Raw genomic sequence first — 17,224 nt, forward strand, 5'->3', positions numbered from 1 at the left:
TGCGCCCATAAGACTGCTGCTGTCCCACCGGTCACCTCTACGGTCCCCGGCCATGAGCGCACACACCAGCCCCGCCATCCAGCTGCGGGGTGCGAGCAAGGTCTTCAAGACCCCGTCGGGAGCCCCGCACACCGCTGTGCGGGAACTCGACCTCACCGTCCGGCAGGGCGAGTTCGTGGCCGTCGTCGGACCGACCGGCTGCGGGAAGTCGACCACGTTGACCCTGGTCAGCGGATTGGAAGAGCCCACCCAGGGCGAGGTGCTGGTCGCCGGGCAGCCCGTGCGTGGCGTCGGCGACAAGGTCGGTTTCGTCTTCCAGCAGGACGCGACGTTCCCGTGGCGCACAGTCCTGTCCAACGTCATGGCCGGCCCCCGTTTTCGTGGTGTGCCCAAGGCGGAGGCGAGGCGGAGGGCCCGCGAGTGGCTGGCCCGGGTCGGACTCACCGCGTTCGAGGACCGCTACCCGCATCAGCTCTCCGGCGGTCAGCGCAAACGCGTCGCGCTCGCCGCGACCTTCGTCAACGACCCCGAGATCCTGCTCATGGACGAGCCGTTCTCGGCGCTCGATGTGCAGACCAGGGCTCTGATGTCGGACGAACTCCTCGAACTGTGGGAGGGCACCGGCGCGTCCGTCGTCTTCGTCACCCACGACCTGGAGGAGTCCATCGCGCTGGCCGACAAGGTCGTCGTGATGACCGCCGGCCCCGCCACCGTCAAGCACGTCTTCGACATCGACCTGCCGCGGCCGCGCAAGGTCGAGTCGGTGCGTCTGGAGCCGCGGTTCATCGAGATCTACCGCGAGATCTGGGAGTCCCTCGGTGAAGAGGTCCGCATCACCCGCGAAAGAGGTGCCGCCCATGTCGCCTGACGTTCTCGAGCCGCCGCTGGTCGACACGGTCAAGACAGCCGACCGCGCCCACTCACGCGCGCGTGCCGCACGCAAGCGCAAGGTCGTCGTCGCGGCGTCCCGCGTCCTGCTGCTGGTGGCCGTGCTCGCCCTGTGGGAGGCGTTCTCCCGGGCGAAGGTCATCGATCCGTTCAACTTCTCGATGCCCACGAAGATCTGGGACCAGATCTACACCTGGGTGACGCACGGGACCGCGCTCGGCTCCCTGGGAGAGCAGATCTGGTACACGCTCTACGAGGCGCTGCTCGGCTGGATCATCGGCGTGGTCACCGGCGTCGTGTGCGGAATCGCGCTCGGGCGGATCACGTTTCTCGCCGACATCCTTGGTCCATACATCAAGGTGCTCAACTCCATACCCAGGATCGTGCTGGCCCCGATCTTCGTGATCTGGTTCGGTCTCGGCCCGGCCTCGAAGGTCGCCTCGGCCGTCGTCCTGGTGTTCTTCCCGGTCTTCTTCAACGCTTTCCAGGGCGCCCGCGAGGTCGACCGCAACCTGGTCGCCAATGCCCGCATTCTCGGCGCGAGCGACCGCAGGGTGACGCTGCAGGTGGTCATCCCGTCCGCCACTTCCTGGATCTTCACCAGCCTCCACGTCAGCTTCGGCTTCGCGCTGATCGGCGCCATCGTCGGCGAGTACATCGGCGCCACCAAGGGCATCGGCCTGCTCGTCGCGCAGTCCCAGGGCACGTTCAACGCGGCCGGCGTGTACGCCGCGATGGTCATCCTCGCCGTCGTCGCACTGGCCGCCGAGGGGCTGCTGACCTTCGCCGAGCGCCGCATCTTCCGCTGGAAGCCGTCGGCCTCCGACAGCTGACCCATCGTTGAACGATCCCCACTTCGCTTCCCCGTCCCCCCGTCCCCCCGTCCCCCCGTCCCCCCGTCCCCCCGTCCCCCCGTCTCCCCTCTCCACCTCCCCATCCCCGCTTCCCTCCCCGCATCGCCTCTCACAAGGACGTGAACCCGCCATGCGCACAACCGCCAGATACACGGCCCTGGCAGCCGCCGGCCTGCTCGCCCTCGCCTCCCTCACCGCCTGTGCCAACGACGCGGCGAGCACCGCCTCCACCGGCTCGGACAGCAAGGGCGACGGCAAGGGCACGAAGGTCAAGATCATGGTCGGCGGCCTGGACAAGGTCATCTATCTGCCCGCGATGCTCACCCAGCGCCTCGGCTACTTCGACGCCGAGGGACTCGACGTCGAACTGCTGAGCGAGCCGGCCGGTGTGCAGGCCGAGACCGCGCTCGTCTCCGGCCAGGTCCAGGGCGCCGTCGGCTTCTACGACCACACCCTCGACCTCCAGGTGAAGGGCAAGGAGGTGGAGTCCGTCGTCCAGTTCTCGCACGCGCCCGGCGAGGTGGAGATCGTCTCCACGAAGGCGGAGGACGACATCGCCTCGCCCAAGGACTTCAAGGGGAAGAAGCTCGGCGTCACCGGGCTCGGCTCCTCAACCGACTTCCTCACCAAGTACCTCGCCGTGAAGAACGGCGTCAAGGTCAGCGAGTTCACCCCGGTCGCCGTCGGCGCGGGGCCCACCTTCATCGCGGCCCTCCAGCAGGGCGCCATCGACGGCGGCATGACGACCGACCCGACCGTGGCGACGATCCTGGACAAGAAGGCCGGCAAGATCCTGCTCGACATGCGGACCCCGAAGGGCTCCGAGGAGGCGCTCGGCGGACCGTATCCGTCGTCAAGTCTGTACATGCAGACGGACTGGGTCAACGACCGCAAGGACACCGTCCAGAAGTTGGCCAATGCATTCGTCAAGACGCTCAAGTGGATGTCCACCCACAGTGCGAGCGAGATCGCCGACAAGATGCCGGCCGACTACTCGCAGGGCAACGGCATGCTGTACTCGGTGGCCATCCAGAACACGCTGCCCATGTTCACCAAGGACGGCGTGATGCCCGAGAACGGCCCCGAGACCGTCGAGAAGGTCCTCAAGGCGTTCAACCCGAACATCCAGAACGCGGACGTCGACCTGAGCCGGACCTACACGACCGAGTTCGTCGACAAGGCGACGGGCTGACGGTCGAGTAGGCGGCGGCCCCGCATCCGTATTCCAGGAAGGGGCACGGTTCCTTCCCCCGCCCCCAAGAACCGTGCCCTCAGGCGCGGGTCGCCCACACGTAACGGTGTTCCGGGCGGCCCGCGTCGCCGTATTTCAGGGTCAGACGGGCCCGTCCCGTGCGCTCCAGGAGCTTCAGATAGCGCTGGGCGGTCTGGCGGCTCACCCCCGTCCGATCGGCGATCTCCTGGGCCGACAGGGGTCCCTCGGCGTTCATCAGGGACTGCCGCACGAGTTCGGCGGTGGTGGGCGAGTGCCCTTTGGGCAGACCGGGCTCCGAGGAGGCGGACAGCGCGCCGAAGATGCGGTCGACGTCGGCCTGTTCGGCCTCGCCGCCGCCGTCGAGGGTGCGGCGCAGCTCGGCGTATGCCTCCAGCTTGGCGCGCAGCCCGGCGAAGGCGAACGGTTTCACCAGGTACTGCAGGGCGCCCTGGCGCATCGCCGCCTGCACGGTCGAGACGTCCCGCGCGGCGGTCACCATGATGACGTCGGTCTGGTGGCCGCGCCGACGCATCTCCTGGACCATCTCCAGGCCTGTCTCGTCGGGCAGGTAGTGGTCCAGGAGGACGAGGTCCAGGTGCGGCAGCAGTTCCAGCTGGCGCAGGGCGTCGGCGGCGTTGTGGGCCTCGCCGGCCACGTGGAAGCCGGGCACCTTCTCGACGTAGGCGGCGTTGACCCGGGCGACCCTGGTGTCGTCGTCCACGACCAGGACCTCGATCATCGGGACTCCTCCTCGGCGGCGCTCTTCACCGGTGCGGCGAGGGCGGGTTCCAGTTCGGGCTCGGTCAGCGCCTCGGGCAGGACGACGGTGAACTCGGCGCCGCCGCCGGCGGCCTCGCCGACCGTGGCGCTGCCGCCCTGCCGCTCGGCGAGTCTGCGCACCAGCGAGAGCCCGATGCCGCGCTTGCCGTGTGCGGGCGGCTTCTTCGTGGACCAGCCCTCGGTGAAGACCAGCTCACGCTGCTCGGCCGGGATGCCCGGGCCGGTGTCCCGCACCCGCAGTACCGCGGCCCGGCCGTCCGCCCGCAGTTCGATCTCCACGCGCGCGTGCGGGGTGCCCGCGACGGCGTCGAGCGCGTTGTCCACCAGGTTGCCGACGACCGTGACCAGCCCGCGCGGGTCGATCAGCCGGTCGGGCAGCCGGGTCCGGTCGGAGACCCAGAGCGCGACGCCGCGCTCCGCCGCGACGGTCGCCTTGCCGACCAGCAGGGCGGCGAGCAGCGGGTCCTCGATCTTCTCGGTGACCTGCTCCGAGGTGGCCCGGTGGTCGCCGACCACCTCCCCGACGAACTCCACGGCGTCGTCGTACATCTCCAGTTCGAGCAGCCCGAGCAGCGTGTGCATGCGGTTGGCGTGCTCGTGGTCCTGGGCGCGCAGCGCGTCGATGAGCCCGCGCGTCGAGTCGAGCTCGCGGCCGAGCTGTTCCAGCTCCGTGCGGTCGCGCAGGGTGGCCACGGCGCCGCCGTCGTCGGTGGGCATGCGGTTGACGACCAGGACCCGCTGCCCGCGGACGGCGATCAGATCGGTGCCGGTCACCCGGCCGGCCAGGACGTCGGCCGTGCGGCCCAGGCCGAGCGCCTCGTCGGGCGCCTCGCCCACCACCTCGTCCCCGATGCCGAGCAGACGCTGGGCCTCGTCGTTGAGCAGCCGGACGCGGCCCGCAGGGTCCAGGGCGACGACCCCCTCGCGGATCCCGTGCAGCATCGCCTCGCGCTCCGCGAGCAGTGCGGAGATGTCCGAGAAGGCCAGGTCACGGGTCTGGCGCTGGACCCGCCGGGAGATCAGCCAGGCGGCCAGCGCGCCCACGGCGAGGGCGCCTCCGGCGTAGGCGAACAGCCCGGGGATCGCGTGGATCAGGCGGGCCCGGACGCTGTCGTACTCGATGCCGACCGAGACCGCTCCGATGATCTTGTCGTCGGCGTCGCGCAGGGGCACCTTGCCGCGGGCCGAGCGGCCCAGCGTGCCGCTGTCGATCTCCATGACGTCCCTGCCGGCCAGGGCCTGGCTCGGGTCGGTCGAGACATGGCCGCCGACCTGCGCGGTGTCGGTGTGCGACCAGCGCGTGCCGTGCAGGTCCATGACCACGACGTACTCGGCGCCGCTGGCCTCGCGGATCCTCTCGGCCTCCCGCTGCACGGGTCCGTCGACCGACGGCCGGGTGCGCTGGAGGTCCTCGGCTATCTGCGGCACCGCCGCGGTGGTCTGCGCGATGGCGAGCGCACGGCGCATCGCCTGGTCGTCCAGCTGGGCGCTGAGCGGGGCGAGGAACAGCCCGGTCGCGAGCACCACGACTCCCGCGGCGATCGCCAGCTGCATGAGCAGGAGCTGCGAGAACATGCGCCTCGGCATTCCGAGGCGCAGGCGTCGCGCGGGGGGAGTGGGGCTCATACCCAAGAAGGTACGTGGGCGGGAGCGCGCAGCCGTAGGGGTGGGTGACGTGGATCACTTGACCGAGTCAAGAGGAAACGGTTCGGCCGTGTCCGCGCGGGGCATGATCGAACCGTGTTCGAGAGCGGCTCGACCCGCCGCGTTCGCGGCTTAGAGTGCGGCTCAGCCCACCGCTGCCGAACCCGCCATTTCGTGCAGTGCCACGACGTCCATCCGCGCGGGTGAACCGAGCACCGACGTGCCGCAGCTCTCCGGCCGGGGCGGCTGCGCGGCCCCTTGGGTCACGACGACCTGCCAGTGACGTCCGTCCGTGTGCGCGACGGTCACCTCCCAGCGCGGAGCGCCGCCGGTGGTCCGCACGATGCTCAGCACCTCCGCCGCGTCCTCACCGGTCGCCGCCCGCACCGCCAGCTCCGCCGCCTGGCCGGGCCGTTCCCAGGCCGAGCTCCCGCGGCACCCCTCCACGACGATCCGCCCTTCCTGGACGCCGTGCAGGACCTCCTTGACGGTGTGGGCCTCGGCGCGGCCGTACGCGTATCCGTGCGGCAGGACGAGCAGCGTGGGAGAGAAGCGATGACCCCCCAGATGGGTGACCTCCCAGGCGCCCTGCACGCCCGAGGCGGCGAGCTCCGCGGCCAGCGGACGGCCGAGGAGCGCGCAGCAGCGGTCGCGCTTGCCGTTGGTGCAGACGAGGGCGAGGGGGTCGCCGGTGTGGGGCCGGCCCCCGAGCGCGTGGTCGAAGGTGTGGTGCTCGCCCCGGCCGAGCGCGGCCATGTCGAGGTCGAGCAGCCGCCCTGGGTCGGTGGTCGTGGCGCTGTGCAGCCAGATGCCGCCGGGCGTGGTGTGGGCCGCGTACACGTGCCGTACGGGCGGCGGCATGCCCGGGTCGGCGTGCCGGCCGGGGCGGCGGATGAGCGCGATACGCACCCCCGTGCCCTTCGCCGCCGCGTCCAGGGCGCGGCCCAGTGCCGGGTCGAGGTGGCTCGACGTGAGCGCATCGGCTCCCCACGGACCGGTCTGCTCCAGCAGGAGCCAGGTCCTGGCGGTGGCCGCGGTGCCGGAAATGGGCTCGTCGAGGTTCCGCGAGACGGTTGCGCACGTACTCACAGAGGTGAGCCTAACCTGACTTGGCGGCCGGCGACTTCCCACTACGCCTGTGGAACGCTGTGGAGTCGCCGGGCCGTGGCTGTGTCTGCTGCGACACCCGAGGCCACCCGCGCGCGGACCGTCCGCCGCCGGACGGCTGCTCCGGCGGTGGCTGCAGTGGCTGCGGCTACTCCGGCAGTGGCTGCGGCTGCTCCGGCAGTGGCCGTGGCGGCTTCGGGCCCACGTAGTGCCCGCTGGGCCGCATCCGCAGGGGGCGCTCGCCGTACTCCTCCAGGGCGTGGGCGATCCAGCCCGCCGTGCGGGCGACGGCGAAGATCGTCTCGCCGGCCGAGGACTCCATGCCGCAGGACGCGGTGAGCACGGCCAGCGCCAGGTCCACATTGGCGTGCAGCGGCGCATGGCGGGCGGTCGTGGCGACGACGTCCCGGGCGGCGGCGAGGGCGGGCGCGGCTTCTGGAATGTTTTCCAGGAGGGCGAAGAGGGCACGCGCGCGTGGGTCCTCGCCGGGGTAGAGCGGGTGCCCGAGACCGGGAATGCGACGCCCGGCCCGCAGCTCTTCCGCGATCACCGGGACCGCGCTGCCGAGGTCGAGCACCTCCAGGAGCATCCGGTGGGCGAGCCCGCTCGCCGCGCCGTGCAGGGGTCCTTCGAGCACGCCGAGCCCGGCGGAGACGGCAGCGTACGGGTGTGCGCGGGCCGAGGCGGCCACACGCACCGCGAGCGTCGAGGCGGCCAGGTCGTGGTCGGCGAGCAGACCGAGCGCCGTGTCGAGGACGTGCAGTTGCGCCGGTTCGGCGGGGCGTCCGCTGAGCCGGCCCCACAGCCGCCCGGCGAGGGAGCCTTCGTCGCGGTGGGTGGGCCGCTTCGGGGGCAGTGCGGCGACGAGGGTGGGGATCAGGATGCGCGCGGTGCCGAGCACCGCGTCCTCGGACAGGTCGAAGCGCAGGGGGTCGACGGCCGCCGCGGCGACGGCGGCGACCCGCAACCGGTCGGTGGGGCCGGTGTGTTCGGGCAGCGCCTCGACGACACGGCGGGCGGCCGACACGGACGCCTCGGGCGCGGTGAACGTGACCCCGGGCCGCAGCCGGCCCGTCCACAGCCACTCGGCGACCTCTTCGTAGGAGTGGCGGGAGGCCAGATCGACGGCGTCCACGCCGCGGAAGTAGTAGCGGTCCTCGACGATCGACGTGACGTGGGTGCGTACCGACAGCTCCGCCCCGGATCCCGGACTCCCGCTGCTCTCCCGCCTGTTGCGGCGCGCCAGCGCGCCGACCTCCTCGGGGTCGAACGTGCTGCCCCGTCCGCCCGGCGTGCGCCTGCTGCTCAACTGGCCGCGGCTGACGTACGCGTACACGGTCTCGGGTTTCACCCCGAGCGCCTCGGCGGCCTCCTTGGTGCTCAGCCGTCGTTCGGGGTGGCCGGGGCCGGGTTCTTGATCGCGCATGGGGGCCACCGTATCCACCCGGACGAGGAAGGCCCGGCGTCGCGAAGGGGCGGGCCGGGCCGGTGTCTCAGGAGGGCTAGAGGTCCGGAATATCGGCCTTTGCGCGCAGGAGGGTCTCTCGGGTGATGACGACAATGCGCTCGTGCTCACCGCGTGAGGCGTCGGAGGGAAGGCCGGGGTCCAGTGAATCCGTGGCGTCCGTGCCGATTACCGCGAAATTGCCGTCGGCAAGTTCAAAAATATCGGGGCAATTCGCTCCGCTCACGCTTCCCCGAGCGCGCGGAGATGCACCGATCCGACGGATGATCTGACTCACTGTTGCTTCCCTTGGGTCCGTTGGCTTCGCACGACGACTACGCGGTGCAAGGCGGGCCCTGTGGGGTGCGCTCGTCATCCGGCGGCGTAGGCGACGATCTGGTGGGGTCCTCTACGCGATCAAGCGCGAGTCAACTCCCTGACGCCCCACTCAACTCTCAACTTCATCGGTTCGTTATGGGCCGTGGGTGTGAACTCCGGAAGCGGGGAGTGCGGCCGCGCGCGTGAGCCCTCGCCCTCCGGAGTGCGCCGACAGCGTCGAGACCGCACTGCTTTCACGGAGTCGGCGGCTCGCCCACCACCCACCATTCGTCGGCGTCCGACTCCTCGAGTTGTATCAGGAGTTCGTCCACCATACGGCCGAGTTCCGCTTCGTCCGAGCCGTCCGCAATGGTGGCCCGTTGATGTCTGGTCGCGTACCAGTACTCCCGTACGACGGGATTCTGCAGAATGCCCCGGATGTACCCGAAGAACTCTTCGCGGGAGATATTGCCGATCCGGTAATAAAAGAGCGCGTTCGTGTAGAGCGCGTTTGCGTAGAGGTACTGGCGCCGCTGCTTGGTGGAAACGGGCGCCTCGAAGAGGTCCAGCACTTCTGCCAGTTCGGGGTCGTCGATGGCTTTGCTCAGCAATTCCCAGTGCAGGCGTTGCTGGTTGGCCAGGTTGGTGTGCTGCTGGGAGTGGGCGGTGCGTTCCAGGTGTTCCAGTCGCACGCGGAGTGCCTCCAGCGCATGGCGTTGTGCCGCCATGGTGATCAGAGCACCGGCGGCCATGCCGACGGCCGCCGCGGCGGCTGCACCGAGTCCGCGTACCCCAAACCTCTGTGTGGCCATGTCAAAAACTCCCGATCGGGCGGCCGTGCGCCGGTCGTCGGGGTGCGGGTGGGCGTGACGGGGACCGGCGAGCGGTGGGCGGCGCTTGCCGCCTCCCAGAGTGCCGAGCGGCTCTGATCGGCGGGGGAGGCGGAGGGGAGGCGCACGGAGGGAAGCGAGGGTCGCACGCCAGGGCGCCATGCCCAAGGTCTGCCCCGCACATGCTGCTGACAAGCGTTCACTTCGCCGGGTTTCCTCCGGCTCGTATCCTGGGACCGCATTCATTCCTCGCACGCGCGCCCGGCCGCGAGCCGGTGCACGCGCGGCGTTCAGAGAGGTCGCACGTGTCGCACAGCCGCAGTCCGCAGCAGATCCCGGTCGTCGTGCTCGCCGGATTCCTGGGCTCCGGCAAGACGACCCTGCTCAACCATCTCCTGCACCGCAGCGGAGGCAGCCGCATCGGGGCGATCGTGAACGACTTCGGCGCCATCGAGATCGACGCCATGGCCGTCGCCGGCGCGCTCGGCGACTCCACCGTCTCCCTCGGCAACGGCTGTTTGTGCTGCGCCGTCGACGCCAGTGAACTCGACGTCTACCTCGAACGGCTCGCCGCGCCGGCCGCCGGCATCGACGTCATCGTCATCGAGGCCAGCGGCCTCGCCGAGCCCCAGGAACTCGTGCGGATGGTCCTGGCCAGCGAGCACCCCGGGATCGTCTACGGCGGGCTCGTCGAGGTCGTCGACGCCGCCGAGTTCGACGCGACCCGCGCGAAGCACCCCGAGATCGACCGGCACCTCGCGCTCGCCGACCTCGTCGTGGTGAACAAGCTCGACCGCGCGCCCGAAGCCGACCGCGTCCTCGCGCTGGTGCGCTCCCTGACCGACCGGGCCGCCGTCGTCCCCGCCACCTACGGCCGTGTCGACGCCGAGCTCCTCTTCGACTGCCGGCCCAGCCGCGAGCGCGTCGGGCAGCTCTCCTTCGACGACCTGCACGACCATGCCCAGGACGGCCACGCCGACCACCTGCACACCGCCTACGACAGCCTCTCCTACCGCTCCGAAGTCCCCCTCGACCCGCGCCGGGCGATGGAGTTCCTCGACAGCAGGCCCGAGGGGCTCTACCGGATCAAGGGGTACGTCGACTTCGGCCCGCACGACCCGGCCAACCGGTACGCCGTGCACGCCGTCGGGCCCTTCCTCCGCTTCTACCCGGAGCCCTGGGCGGCCGCCGACGCCCGGCTCACCCAGGTCGTCCTCATCGGCGCCGGCATCGACACCGCCGCCCTCGCCAAGGAACTCGACGCGTGCACGAGCGACGCTCCGCACGCCGACGAGCACGGCATGTGGGGCGTCCTGCGCTACGTACCGGCCCCCGCCGAGGACGGGGACCTGCTGGATCCTCCGGACGAGGCGTAGACCCGGCCTAGACCGGCCCGGCCACCACCGACACCGTCTTCGCCAGCGATACGCCCGAACCGTCCCGGCGCGGGTCCATCTCCGGGAGGTCGGCGGGCAGGCCGTTCTTCTGCGCCGCCTTGGCCGGGACGGGGCCCGCCCAGGCCAGGGAGAGGCAGTCCTCGCCCTTCAGGAACCGCTGACAGCGCACACCGCCGGTGGCGCGCCCCTTGCGCGGGTACTGGTCGAAGGGGGTGAGCTTGGCGGTCGTCTGGACGGAGTCGTCCAGCGTTCCGCGCGAGCCCGCGATCGTGAACACCACCGCGTCCACCGCGGGGTCCACGGCCGTGAACGAGATCACCTTCGCGCCCTCGATCAGCTTGATGCCCGCCATACCGCCCGCCGGACGGCCCTGCGGGCGCACCTGCGCGGCCTGGAAGCGCAGCAGTTGGGCGTCGTCGGTGATGAAGACCAGGTCCTCCTCACCGGTGCGCAGCTCGACGGCGCCGACGATCCGGTCGCCGTCCTTGAGGGCGATGACCTCCAGCTCGTCCTTGTTGGTCGGGTAGTCGGGCACGACCCGCTTGACCACACCCTGTTCCGTGCCCAGCGCCAGACCCGGGGACGATTCGTCCAGCGTGGTCAGACAGACCACCGTCTCGTCGCCCTCCAGGGAGACGAACTCCGCCAGCGGGGCGCCGCCCGAGAGGTTCGGCGCCGTCGCCGTGTCCGGGAGCTGCGGCAGGTCGACGACGTTGATCCGCAGCAGCCGGCCCGAGGACGTGACCGCGCCGATCTCCCCGCGCGCGGTGGCCGGCACGGCCGAGACGATCACATCGTGCTTGGTGCGCCTGCCGTCCCCGTCCTCCGAGTCCTCCGCGAAGGGCTCGCCGTTGGCCGTGCGGGCCAGCAGGCCCGTGGAGGACAGCAGGACGCGGCACGGGTCGTCCGCGACCTGGAGGGGCACTGCGGTGGCCGTGGCGCCCGAGGACTCCAGCAGGACCGTACGGCGCTCGGTGCCGAACTTCTTCGCCACCACGGCGAGTTCCGCCGAGACCAGCTTGCGCAGCTCCGCGTCCGAGTCCAGGATCCGGGTCAGCTCCGCGATCTCCGCGTTGAGCCGCTCCTTCTCCGCCTCCAGCTCGATGCGGTCGAACTTGGTGAGCCGGCGCAGCGGGGTGTCCAGGATGTACTGCGTCTGGACCTCCGACAGCGAGAAGCGCTCCATCAGGCGCTCCTTGGCCTGCGTGCTGTTCTCGCTGGAGCGGATCAGCCGGATGACCTCGTCGATGTCGACGAGCGCCGTCAGCAGGCCCTCCACCAGGTGCAGCCGGTCACGGCGCTTGGTACGCCGGAACTCGCTGCGGCGGCGCACCACGTTGAAGCGGTGGTCGAGATAGACCTCCAGAAGCTCCTTGAGACCCAGCGTGAGCGGCTGGCCGTCGACCAGCGCCACGTTGTTGATGCCGAAGGACTCCTCCATGGGCGTCAGCTTGTACAGCTGCTCCAGGACCGCCTCCGGCACGAAGCCGTTCTTGATCTCGATGACCAGGCGCAGGCCGTGCGCGCGGTCGGTGAGGTCCTTGACGTCGGCGATGCCCTGGATCTTCTTCGAGCCGACCAGGTCCTTGATCTTGGCGATGACCTTCTCGGGACCGACGGTGAACGGCAGTTCGGTGATGACCAGACCCTTGCGGCGGGCCGTCACCGTCTCCACCGCGACCGTGGCTCGGATCTTGAAGGTGCCGCGGCCGTTCTCGTAGGCGTCCCGGATGCCGGAGAGGCCGACGATCCGGCCGCCGGTCGGCAGGTCGGGTCCCGGGACGAACTTCATCAGGGCGTCCAGATCCGCGCCGGGGTAGCGGATCAGGTGCCGGGCGGCCGCGACGACCTCGCCCAGGTTGTGCGGCGGCATGTTCGTGGCCATGCCGACCGCGATCCCTGACGCGCCGTTGACCAGCAGGTTCGGGAAGGCGGCGGGCAGTGCCACCGGCTCCTGCTCCTGGCCGTCGTAGTTCGGCGTGAAGTCGACCGTGTCCTCGTCGATCGACTCCGTCATCAGGCTCGTCGCCTGGGCCTGGCGGCACTCGGTGTACCGCATGGCGGCCGGCGGGTCGTCGTTGCCCAGCGAACCGAAGTTGCCGTGGCCGTCGACCAGCGGCACACGCATGGAGAAGGGCTGGGCCATGCGCACCAGGGCGTCGTAGATCGACGCGTCGCCGTGCGGGTGCAGCTTGCCCATGACCTCGCCGATGACGCGGGCGCACTTCACATAGCCGCGATCCGGGCGCAGGCCCATCTCGTTCATCTGGTAGACGATGCGGCGATGCACCGGCTTCAGGCCGTCACGGGCGTCCGGCAGGGCGCGGGAATAGATGACCGAGTACGCGTACTCGAGGAAGGAGCCCTGCATCTCGTCGACGACGTCGATGTCGAGGATCCGCTCCTCGTACGAGTCGTCGGGCGGCGGGGTCTTCGTGCTGCGGCGGGCCATCGCTGCCGGCTCCTTGCTGGGGCGTGACGGGATCTGACGCGGACCATTGTGGACCGTGGCAGTGACAGCGCGGGCGTGGACCCGGCGTCGGCGGTCCGGCCCCGCACGCGGAGGCACCTCCTCCACGGCTGCCCGCAGGCTACGCGATCTCGCTCTCGGCGTATGTCGCCCGGGAACTTCGCGGACCGTCCGCACGCTTGCATACAGTGGCAGGACCGGCAGGAAAACCGCGGTTTCGACGACCGCGTCCGCGATCGGAAGGGACGTACATGCCCATGGGTCACACCGCCACAGCCCAGGCAGGCTCCGGGGGCCTGACAGCGACCGAGCACCGCCTGGCCAACGGCCTGCGCGTGGTGCTCTCGGAGGACCACCTGACCCCCGTCGCGGCGGTGTGCCTCTGGTACGACGTGGGCTCGCGCCACGAAGTCAAGGGGCGTACCGGCCTTGCTCACCTTTTCGAGCACCTGATGTTCCAGGGCTCCGGCCAGGTCAAGGGCAACGGCCACTTCGAACTGGTCCAGGGCGCGGGCGGCTCGCTCAACGGCACCACCAGCTTCGAGCGCACCAACTACTTCGAGACCATGCCCACCCACCAGCTGGAGCTCGCCCTCTGGCTGGAGGCCGACCGCATGGGCTCCCTGCTCACCGCCCTCGACGACGAGTCGATGGAGAACCAGCGCGACGTCGTCAAGAACGAGCGCCGCCAGCGCTACGACAACGTCCCCTACGGCACCGCGTTCGAGAAGCTGACCGCTCTCGCCTACCCGGACGGCCACCCCTACCACCACACGCCGATCGGCTCGATGGCCGACCTGGACGCGGCGACCCTGGAGGACGCGCGAGCGTTCTTCCGCACGTACTACGCGCCCAACAACGCGGTCCTGTCCGTGGTCGGCGACATCGACCCGGCGCAGACCCTCGCCTGGGTCGAGAAGTACTTCGGCTCCATCCCCGGCCACGACGGCAAGCCCGCTCCGCGCGACGGCGCGCTGCCCGAGGTCATCGGCGAGCAGCTGCGCGAGATCGTCGAGGAGGAGGTGCCGGCCCGCGCCCTGATGGCCGCCTACCGGCTGCCCGAGGACGGCACGCGTGCGTGCGACGCCGTCGACCTGGCGCTCACCGTCCTCGGCGGCGGCGAGTCCTCCCGGCTCTACAACCGCCTGGTGCGCCGTGACCGGACGGCCGTGGCGGCCGGGTTCGGCCTGCTGCGGCTCGCCGGGGCCCCCTCCCTGGGCTGGCTGGACGTGAAGACGTCCGGGGACGTCGAGGTGCCCGTCATCGAGGCCGCGATCGACGAGGAGCTCGCCCGGTTCGCCGCGGAGGGCCCCACGGCCGAGGAGATGGAGCGCGCCCAGGCCCAGTTGGAGCGCGAGTGGCTCGACCGGCTCGGCACGGTCGCCGGCCGCGCGGACGAACTGTGCCGGTACGCCGTCCTGTTCGGCGACCCGCAGCTCGCCCTGACCGCCGTCCAGCGGGTGCTGGACGTCACGCCCGAGGAGGTGCAGGAGATCGCCAAGGCCCGTCTGCGCCCCGACAACCGCGCGGTGCTCGTCTACGAGCCGACCGCCGCCGAAGCCCCCGCCGACCAGGACGAGAACGAGGAGGCGGCCCGGTGACCGAGCTCGCCACGATGGACTTCCACCCCCAGCCCCGGGCCGGCGAGGCCAAGCCGTGGGCTTTCCCGGCGCCCGAGCGGGCCGCGCTGGCCAATGGGCTGACGGTCCTGCACTGCCACCGCCCCGGCCAGCAGGTCGTCGCCGTCGAGATCCTCCTCGACGCGCCGCTGGACGCCGAACCGGCGGACCTGGACGGCGTCGCCACGATCATGGCGCGCGCGTTCTCCGAGGGCACCGACAAGCACTCCGCCGAGGAGTTCGCCGCCGAACTGGAGCGCTGCGGGGCCACGCTGGACGCGCACGCCGACCACCCCGGCGTCCGGCTCAGCCTCGAAGTGCCGGCCTCGCGCCTGCCCAAGGGCCTCGGCCTCCTCGCCGACGCCCTGAGGGCGCCCGCGTTCGCCGACAGCGAGGTCGAGCGCCTCGTCCGCAACCGGCTGGACGAGATCCCGCACGAGCTGGCCAACCCCTCCCGGCGGGCCGCCAAGGAGCTCTCCAAGGAGCTGTTCCCCGCCACCGCGCGCATGTCCCGCCCGCGCCAGGGCACGGCGGAGACGGTCGAGAAGATCGACTCCGCGGCGGTGCGCGCCTTCTACGAGAAGCACGTCCGCCCCGCCACGGCCACCGCCGTGGTCGTCGGCGACCTCACCGGCATCGACCTGGACGCGCTGCTGAGCGACACCCTGGGCGCCTGGACGGGCTCCTCGGCCCAGCCGCGGCCGGTGCCTCCGGTGACCGCCGACGACACCGGCCGGGTCGTCATCGTGGACCGTCCCGGTGCCGTCCAGACGCAGCTGCTGCTCGGCCGTATCGGCGCCGACCGGCACGACCGCGTGTGGCCCGCTCAGGTGCTCGGCACGTACTGCCTCGGCGGCACCCTCACCTCCCGCCTGGACCGCGTCCTGCGCGAGGAGAAGGGCTACACCTACGGCGTCCGCGCCTTCGGGCAGGTCCTGCGGTCCGCCCCGGACGGCTCCGGCGCCGCGATGCTCGCCATCAGCGGCTCCGTGGACACCCCGAACACCGGTCCCGCCCTCGAGGACCTCTGGAAGGTGCTGCGCACCCTCGCCGCCGAGGGGCTGACCGACGCCGAGCGTGACGTCGCCGTGCAGAACCTGGTCGGGGTGGCCCCGCTGAAGTTCGAGACCGCGGCGGCCGTCGCGGGCACGCTGGCCGACCAGGTCGAGCAGCACCTGCCCGACGACTTCCAGGCGACGCTGTACCAGCAGCTCGCCGCGACGGGCACCGTGGAGGCCACCGCGGCGGCCGTGAACGCCTTCCCGGTGGACCGGTTGGTGACCGTCCTCGTGGGCGACGCGGCCCAGATCAAGGCGCCGGTCGAGGCCCTCGGCATCGGCGAGGTGAAGGTCGTGTCCGCGGAGTAGGCGGAGTAGTCCGCTGAGGAGGCCGCGAAGCGGTTCGCAGAGCGGACCGGCAACGGCACGCGCGTGTAGGGGCCCTGGTCGACGCAAGCGTCACCAGGGCCGCTAGATGTCCGAATTGGGGCGGAGGTTGCCTGTCTGCCCTGTGGGATGCGCTACAAAAACCGGGATTCGTTTGAGGATTGAAACCGGCCCCGCTTAGCTTCGTGCGGACTGTTCGTCAGGCAGTGCGCCGCAGCCGCGGCACCGGACAGTCATCGCCGAGTCCCCTACGGCGCGAGCCAGGGGAGCCGGGGACCCACGTGTGTGAAGTCCCTGGGGTGAATCGGGCGCCCGCGCGAGTCGCGAGGGGGTCCGTAGGAGACCTTCCTGCTCCGAACCCGTCAGCTAACCCGGTAGGCGAGAGGGAAGGAAAGGACACCCCTGACTTGGCGATCACCTACGCCACCGGGAAGCACCGTCGGCCCAGCCGGATGCAGCGGACCACCGTTCGCGCGGCGGGCGTCGCGGCGCTCACCACCACCGGTGTCATGGCCACCGTCGCCGCCACGCCGGCCCTCGCCGCCGAGCCCACGCCCGAGCAGACCGGGCTGATCCCCGTGGTCACGGTCGGCGAGTCCGTCGCCGAGCAGCTCGACGACCAGGTCGCCGTGCAGAAGCACGCCGCGTTCGAGAAGGCCTCCCGCGAGGCCGCCGCCAAGAAGGCCGTGGAGGAGCGCGAGGCACGCGTGCGTGCCGCCCGCGAGGCCGAGCGCAAGCGCCTGAACACCTTCGTGCTGCCGATCACCAGCTCCTACGTGTCCACCGGCTACCACGCCAGCAGCTCCCTGTGGTCCTCCGGCAGCCACACCGGCGTCGACTTCCACGCGGCCAGCGGCACCACCGTGCACGCGGTCGGCCTGGGTACCGTGGTCGAGGCCGGCTGGGGCGGGTCGTACGGCTACCAGGTCGTGATCAAGATGATCGACGGGACGTACACCCAGTACGGTCACCTGTCGTCCATCGAGGTGTCGGTGGGCCAGCAGGTCACCCCGGGCCAGCGGATCGCCCTGTCCGGCGCGACCGGCAACGTCACCGGCGCGCATCTGCACTTCGAGGCCCGCACCACCGCCGAGTACGGCTCGGACATCGACCCGGTCTCCTACCTCCGCCAGCACGGCGTGAACATCTGACGACGTACGGCGACAGATCGTTCGGCCCCGGCCCTCCCGGCCGGGGCTTTCGTCGTTTTCGAGATCCCGCTGTCCAAAAAATATCCACGGATTCCAGTCCGCCATCGGAAATTCCCGCTGATTG

At 70.9% G+C, this 17,224-nt stretch carries 14 protein-coding genes and 1 riboswitch; of the genes, 7 read left to right on the forward strand and 7 right to left on the reverse strand.

Going from position 1 to position 17,224, the window contains the following annotated elements; all coding sequences use genetic code 11:
- The first annotated feature begins 52 nt into the window (after positions 1–52).
- From ACWCPF_RS28350 to ACWCPF_RS28360, 3 genes are all read left to right on the forward strand, one after another.
- Positions 53–868 (forward strand): ABC transporter ATP-binding protein, encoded by an 816-nt coding sequence (locus ACWCPF_RS28350; protein ID WP_451047939.1) that lies wholly within the window; start codon positions 53–55, stop codon positions 866–868.
- Positions 858–1,721, forward strand: coding sequence for an ABC transporter permease (locus tag ACWCPF_RS28355; protein ID WP_451047940.1), 864 nt, complete (start codon positions 858–860; stop codon positions 1,719–1,721). Before ACWCPF_RS28350 ends, ACWCPF_RS28355 begins: the two co-directional genes overlap by 11 nt.
- Before the next feature lie 151 nt (positions 1,722–1,872).
- Entirely contained in the window at positions 1,873–2,934 is a 1,062-nt protein-coding gene (locus tag ACWCPF_RS28360; protein ID WP_451047941.1) for an ABC transporter substrate-binding protein, read from the forward strand.
- Between the two features lie 79 nt (positions 2,935–3,013).
- On the opposite strand, the gene ACWCPF_RS28365 is transcribed toward ACWCPF_RS28360, so the two are convergent.
- The 6 genes from ACWCPF_RS28365 to ACWCPF_RS28390 all read right to left on the reverse strand — a co-directional run bounded on the left by ACWCPF_RS28365 (position 3,014) and on the right by ACWCPF_RS28390 (position 9,060).
- Positions 3,014–3,694, reverse strand: coding sequence for a response regulator (locus ACWCPF_RS28365; protein WP_451047942.1), 681 nt, complete (start codon positions 3,692–3,694; stop codon positions 3,014–3,016).
- Positions 3,691–5,361, reverse strand: a complete 1,671-nt coding sequence (locus tag ACWCPF_RS28370; protein ID WP_451047943.1) for a sensor histidine kinase — start codon at positions 5,359–5,361, stop codon at positions 3,691–3,693. Before ACWCPF_RS28370 ends, ACWCPF_RS28365 begins: the two co-directional genes overlap by 4 nt.
- A gap of 162 nt (positions 5,362–5,523) precedes the next feature.
- Positions 5,524–6,468 carry a sucrase ferredoxin gene (locus ACWCPF_RS28375; protein WP_451047944.1) on the reverse strand — a complete coding sequence of 315 codons (945 nt, stop codon included), beginning with the start codon at positions 6,466–6,468 and terminating at the stop codon, positions 5,524–5,526.
- Positions 6,469–6,634: 166 nt separating this feature from the next.
- Entirely contained in the window at positions 6,635–7,912 is a 1,278-nt protein-coding gene (locus ACWCPF_RS28380) for a citrate/2-methylcitrate synthase (RefSeq protein WP_451047945.1), read from the reverse strand.
- 76 nt (positions 7,913–7,988) lie between these two features.
- A complete protein-coding gene (locus ACWCPF_RS28385) occupies positions 7,989–8,228 on the reverse strand; it encodes a hypothetical protein (RefSeq protein WP_363167549.1) in 240 nt (79 codons plus the stop codon).
- Between the two features lie 274 nt (positions 8,229–8,502).
- The gene (locus ACWCPF_RS28390; RefSeq protein WP_451047946.1) at positions 8,503–9,060 is read right to left on the reverse strand and encodes a DUF6082 family protein; all 558 of its coding nucleotides are present in this window, start codon (positions 9,058–9,060) and stop codon (positions 8,503–8,505) included.
- A 323-nt stretch (positions 9,061–9,383) separates the two neighbouring features.
- Here ACWCPF_RS28390 and ACWCPF_RS28395 point away from each other — a divergent pair, with 323 nt between their 5' ends.
- Complete coding sequence (locus ACWCPF_RS28395; RefSeq protein WP_451047947.1) at positions 9,384–10,454, forward strand: CobW family GTP-binding protein; 1,071 nt, start codon at positions 9,384–9,386, stop codon at positions 10,452–10,454.
- Positions 10,455–10,461: 7 nt separating this feature from the next.
- Here the strand turns inward: ACWCPF_RS28395 and ACWCPF_RS28400 are convergent, their stop codons facing one another.
- The gene (locus ACWCPF_RS28400) at positions 10,462–12,927 is read right to left on the reverse strand and encodes a DNA gyrase/topoisomerase IV subunit A (RefSeq protein WP_451047948.1); all 2,466 of its coding nucleotides are present in this window, start codon (positions 12,925–12,927) and stop codon (positions 10,462–10,464) included.
- A gap of 269 nt (positions 12,928–13,196) precedes the next feature.
- On the opposite strand from ACWCPF_RS28400, the gene ACWCPF_RS28405 reads away from it, so the two are divergent.
- From ACWCPF_RS28405 to ACWCPF_RS28415, 3 genes are all read left to right on the forward strand, one after another.
- Positions 13,197–14,546 carry a M16 family metallopeptidase gene (locus ACWCPF_RS28405; protein WP_451047949.1) on the forward strand — a complete coding sequence of 450 codons (1,350 nt, stop codon included), beginning with the start codon at positions 13,197–13,199 and terminating at the stop codon, positions 14,544–14,546.
- Positions 14,543–15,931, forward strand: coding sequence for a M16 family metallopeptidase (locus tag ACWCPF_RS28410; RefSeq protein WP_451047950.1), 1,389 nt, complete (start codon positions 14,543–14,545; stop codon positions 15,929–15,931). The genes ACWCPF_RS28405 and ACWCPF_RS28410 overlap by 4 nt, the downstream gene beginning before the upstream one ends.
- Positions 15,932–16,176: 245 nt before the next feature.
- Positions 16,177–16,345, forward strand: a riboswitch (cyclic di-AMP (ydaO/yuaA leader).
- An 11-nt stretch (positions 16,346–16,356) separates the two neighbouring features.
- A complete protein-coding gene (locus ACWCPF_RS28415) occupies positions 16,357–17,100 on the forward strand; it encodes a M23 family metallopeptidase (RefSeq protein WP_451047951.1) in 744 nt (247 codons plus the stop codon).
- The last annotated feature ends 124 nt before the right edge of the window (positions 17,101–17,224 follow it).

Source organism: Streptomyces sp. NPDC001858 (assembly GCF_053594615.1).